General features: G+C 42.7%; 4 protein-coding genes. 2 read left to right on the forward strand and 2 right to left on the reverse strand.

Going from position 1 to position 4,783, the window contains the following annotated elements:
• The coding region (locus tag GXO74_08330; protein NOZ61675.1) for a hypothetical protein at positions 1 to 908 on the forward strand (908 nt) is incomplete at its 5' end.
• Positions 909 to 1,177: 269 nt separating this feature from the next.
• The gene (locus GXO74_08335; protein ID NOZ61676.1) at positions 1,178 to 3,526 is read left to right on the forward strand and encodes a family 20 glycosylhydrolase; all 2,349 of its coding nucleotides are present in this window, start codon (positions 1,178 to 1,180) and stop codon (positions 3,524 to 3,526) included.
• Between the two features lie 342 nt (positions 3,527 to 3,868).
• On the opposite strand, the gene GXO74_08340 is transcribed toward GXO74_08335, so the two are convergent.
• Positions 3,869 to 4,468, reverse strand: coding sequence for a hypothetical protein (locus tag GXO74_08340; protein NOZ61677.1), 600 nt, complete (start codon positions 4,466 to 4,468; stop codon positions 3,869 to 3,871).
• Between the two features lie 69 nt (positions 4,469 to 4,537).
• The coding region (locus GXO74_08345; protein ID NOZ61678.1) for a hypothetical protein at positions 4,538 to 4,783 on the reverse strand (246 nt) is incomplete at its 5' end.

The raw sequence follows: 4,783 nt of genomic DNA on the forward strand, positions 1-4,783 counted from the left end.
AGCGAAAACCTTACGGATACGTGCATTTCAAAAAACATCGCGGTATCATCGCTGTGCGCAATCCTAAAATTGAATCAGATAAAATAACGGTGAAATTATCGCCGGATTTTGGTCTTTGTCCTCATGCGGCATCTCTCGTGCTGGAGCGCGTTTATCCCACGCGCTGGATTTCCCCTGAACTTTATTCTTCCGGAGGACAGGTTACTTTGCCGCTTTCGGGTTTTGAAACGGCTGTCTATGAAATTTATCCGCTGGAAGAAGCGACCGAGCCATTGCTGGCAGGGGCAGTTTTTGACACGGAAAGTGAAGGCGAGAATTTCAAATTTACGATTCGGGAATCTGGTGAAAATGTGCGATTATTGAATCCCGAAAAAGTGGCGGAAATTCAGATTAGTGGAGAGAAGATTTCACTGTCAGATTTTCCCGAAAAAATTAGCGCGACTGATTTTCAGGAACCAAAACACGATTTTCAGGTGAAAAATAGTCACGGGAAATCTCGCATCCGCTTAAATTTATCGCTCCCGGAAACATTTGAGAGAGCCACGTTGGCGCTGTTGGTTGAAAATCAGGTTCAGGACAAAAAAGCATTTTTGCCAGAAGTGAAAGTGAAACTGAACGGCAAAAAAGTCCAGCCAAAAATTGAGAAGCAAAAAGGTCGCTGGGCATGGTTCAAAGTTGCTGTAAAATCAGGCGACAGCAAAATCGATTTGCAAATTCAATCCGGGAAAAAGAACAAACGTCTGAATGCCAGCGCTTCGCTCTGGTTGATTGGATTTCAGCAAGGTTCAGGCGAAAAATTGCAAATCAAAATGGCAAAAGCGCCAGAACCAAGACCCATGCCGCCAATGCCATGGGAAAATGGGTTAATTAAAAAAGTTCAGAAGATATGTTCTTTTCAGATGAAATAAGTAATAAGATTACTCAGTTTGTGTAAAATAGAACGCGGATTCACGCGGATTTAGCGGATTTTCACGGATTTTTCTTTCAAAAAATTTTAAGAATTCAGAAAGATCATCCGAAAAGAAAAACAAAAAGAATCAGTGCTAATCCGTGTTATCCGTGTCATCCGCGTGCTATAAATAGTTTATCAAAATTCTAAAGTCATTATTAGAGCCACAAACATTTTTTGAAAAAACTGAGTAATCGTTTAGATAAACAAACCACCGGAGGTTTTTTCATGCGGCAAAAGCATCTGTTTTTCGTGTTAGCGCTTATAGGACTCGTTTTTCTCACCTGTGCGCAATTGAAATTGGTCAAGAAAAAGGGAAAGGAAGAAATGGCACAAGAAGCTCGATTATACGGAGTCATTCCGAAGCCGGCAAAATTGAAAAAAAAGGATGGCACTTTTCGCCTGACGCCGGAAACGAAAATTTTTATTGATTCAAAAGATGAGAAAATTAACTACGTCACAGATTTCATCAAAACGCAATTTGGCCCGGCGACGGGATTCGATTTTCCGGTCGAAACAACAATCCCGGAGCAAATTCCTGCAGGTGCGATTTTGTTGAAAACAGGAGTGCATGATAAAAAATTGGGAGAAGAAGGTTACCGGCTTCGCGTGACGGAAAATTACGTAGAAATTTCCGGGAACACTGCAGCCGGAGTCTTTTACGGTGTGCAGACTCTGCGGCAATTGCTGCCAGTGAGAATCGAACATAAGACAAAAGTGAGCGGAGTCGATTGGGTTGTTCCCTGCTGCGAAATAGAAGACACGCCTCGTTTCACCTGGCGCGGCGCTCATCTGGACGTGTGCCGTCATTTTTTCCCGAAAGACTATGTAAAAAAATATATCGACATTCTGGCGATGCACAAGTTAAATACTTTCCACTGGCATTTGACTGAAGATCAGGGCTGGCGAATTGAAATCAAAAAATGGCCTAAATTAACGGAAGTGGGTGCCTGGCGCGCGGATCGTGAAGGGATTACCTGGCACGATCGTGAACCTCAAAAACCCGGGGAGCCGGCAACTTACGGCGGATTTTACACCGAGGAAGAAGTGAAAGAAATCGTGGCTTACGCGGCGAGCCGTTTCATCAACGTGGTTCCGGAAATTGAAATGCCGGGCCACGCACGCGCTGCGCTGGCAGCTTATCCTCAATTTTCCTGCACCGGCGGGCCTTTTACGGTAGTCACTGGCGGCTATTGGCCCATTACAGATATTTATTGTGCAGGGAACGACAGTACTTTTATTTTTCTGGAACAGGTTTTAGATGAGGTGATGCAGCTTTTTCCTTCGAAATATATTCACATTGGCGGCGATGAGGCGAACAAAGAAAATTGGAAAAAATGTCCTAAATGCCAGCAGCGAATAAAGGACGAAGGTCTGAAAGATGAACATGAATTGCAAAGTTACTTCATTCAACGCATCGAAAAATATTTGAACAGCCGGGGACGAATTTTGATTGGCTGGGACGAAATTTTAGAAGGTGGCTTGGCGCCAAACGCGGTTGTCATGTCCTGGCGCGGCATGGGCGGCGGAATTGCCGCTGCCAACGCGGGCCACGATGTAGTGATGTCGCCGACCTCCTACTGCTATTTTGATTACTATCAGGCGAAAGAAGGCGAGCCCGAAGCGATTGGCGGATTTTTGCCGCTGGAAAAGGTCTATTCCTTTGACCCGATCCCGCCAAAAATTGATCGCGACAAAGAACATCACATTTTGGGTGCGCAGGCAAATGTCTGGACAGAATATATCGCGACACCGGAGTACTGCGAGTACATGCTGCTGCCGCGATTGTGCGCGCTGGCGGAAGTTGTGTGGACGCCGAAAAAATTGCGCGATTATGATGATTTCACGCTGCGCATGCAGAAACATTACTGGCGGTTGACCGAAGCGAGAATTAATTTTCGCGTGCCGACCCCCATTGGCTTTGGCGGCAGACAGGTGATTTTCGGTAAGACAAGTGTGGAAATGACAAATCCGCTGACTGATGCAAAAATATATTACACTCTGGACGAATCCGAACCAAACCCGATGTCCAACGTTTACCGTGAGCCGATAGTGATTTTTAGAGATGCTGTGGTTAAAGCGCGCACGATCATGCGCAATGGCAATCGCAGTCCGGTAGCGACTGCTCACTATTTTTTAGTTGATAGAGAAAAAAATGGTATGGAATATCTTTGCTACAAAGGGAAATGGGATTCACTACCCGATTTTTCCAAATTGAAATCGGTGAAAAAGGGGAAATGTTATTTCTTCGATGTTAAAAAAATTAGACCGCAGAATGATTCGTTCGGCATTGTTTTTAAAGGATACTTCAATTTAAAGAGAAAGGCAAAATACACATTTTATCTCAATTCCGATGATGGCAGCAAACTTTTTATCGACGGCAAGCTTGTGGTTGACAATGACGGCAAACATGGCGCAAAAGAAGCTTCCGGAGATATTGCCTTAAGAAGCGGCATGCATAAATTTGAAGTGCATTATTTTGATTATCGAGGAAATGAAATGCTTGAAGTTTATCTCAAGGCGCCGGGTATTGCCAAAAGGAAAGTGAGGCCGTCGGAGATTTTTATGGGAAAATGACATGCGCTTTTTTAATGAATTTAAGATTTGAATAGCAGTTTCTGCTTTGAGTCCTGATTTTTGGCAACGAGTCAAAAGTCAGGACTTTTTTTAATCAATTCCGCTGATGATTCTTATGATAACTATTTTAAAGTTTAAGAAGGGTTTGAATTTTGCATGTCTAATTTATTTTGAGGTTGATTGCTTTTTTTACATCCCCCTAAATCCCCTGCGCCGGAGGCGCATCTTCGTCTTCAAAGGGGGACTTACTCAGTTCCCCCCTTTGAAGGGGGGCCAGGGGGGATGTTTGAGCAGAAAAATATTATAAAAAATTATCGAAATTCTTAATTTGGCTAAATAGCTCTAATCGCTTTCAATAACCTTATATTCTTTGAGTAATTCAATTATATCCAAAATTTCCATCACATTTTTTTGTTTAACATCTGCCCGTTCCAGGATTTCTTTAATCATCAGAGGCGGTGCAGTTGGGAACGGCAAATGATACAAAAATTTTCCTTGCGCCTGTGTCAGGCTGATTTTACGTTCTTTCTTTTTTCTCCCTTCTCCGACAAAAATAGTGACGGCAGAAATATAATCTCCGCTGCGAGCGACTGAAAATACGGCGCTTGCGTTTTTGCGCTCGCGGATTTTCATCAATAGCCGTTTATCTGTAATTGAAGAAGTGTCTGCCAAAAAGGATAAATCCACATCAATGGAAAACTGGTATTTTTTCAATTCGTAGCGGAAATAGGGGCGCTTCTTTTCAAATACCTCTTTCTTGGAAACAATGTCCAGAGCGGTCAATTCGTCCAAAAAATCCTGGGCTGTTTTGATGTGCAAATCCAGCCGCGTCGCTGCTTCGGAAGCGGATATGTCCTGATAATTGACCAGTAATTTAAAAATATCTTTGGCAAATGGTTTTGCCAGCAAATTTGCGAATTTTTGCACTTGTTTGAAATCCATTTCTTCCTCGGTTTATTTGAACATGGATTCGATGAATTACGCAGATTACCAATGTTTTTTTACCGTATTCTATGCTACAAACCTTAACTCATCCATTTTTTTAATCACCTGTTTTGCTTTACCATCCCGATACATTTCTAAAAATTCCACAAACAAATTCCCCAGCGCTGCGCAGAGCTGGTCAAATGTAAATTCCTGCTGGTATTGTTGATAATCTTTTTCAGAAATCTTCACTGTCATTTGGCCTTCTGCATCGATGGCGACATAAGTAGATTCACGGAAATCTTTTTTAATTCCCAACAGATAGACGAATAA

This window comes from Calditrichota bacterium, assembly GCA_013152715.1.
Taxonomy (GTDB): Bacteria; Zhuqueibacterota; Zhuqueibacteria; order Thermofontimicrobiales; family Thermofontimicrobiaceae; genus 4484-87.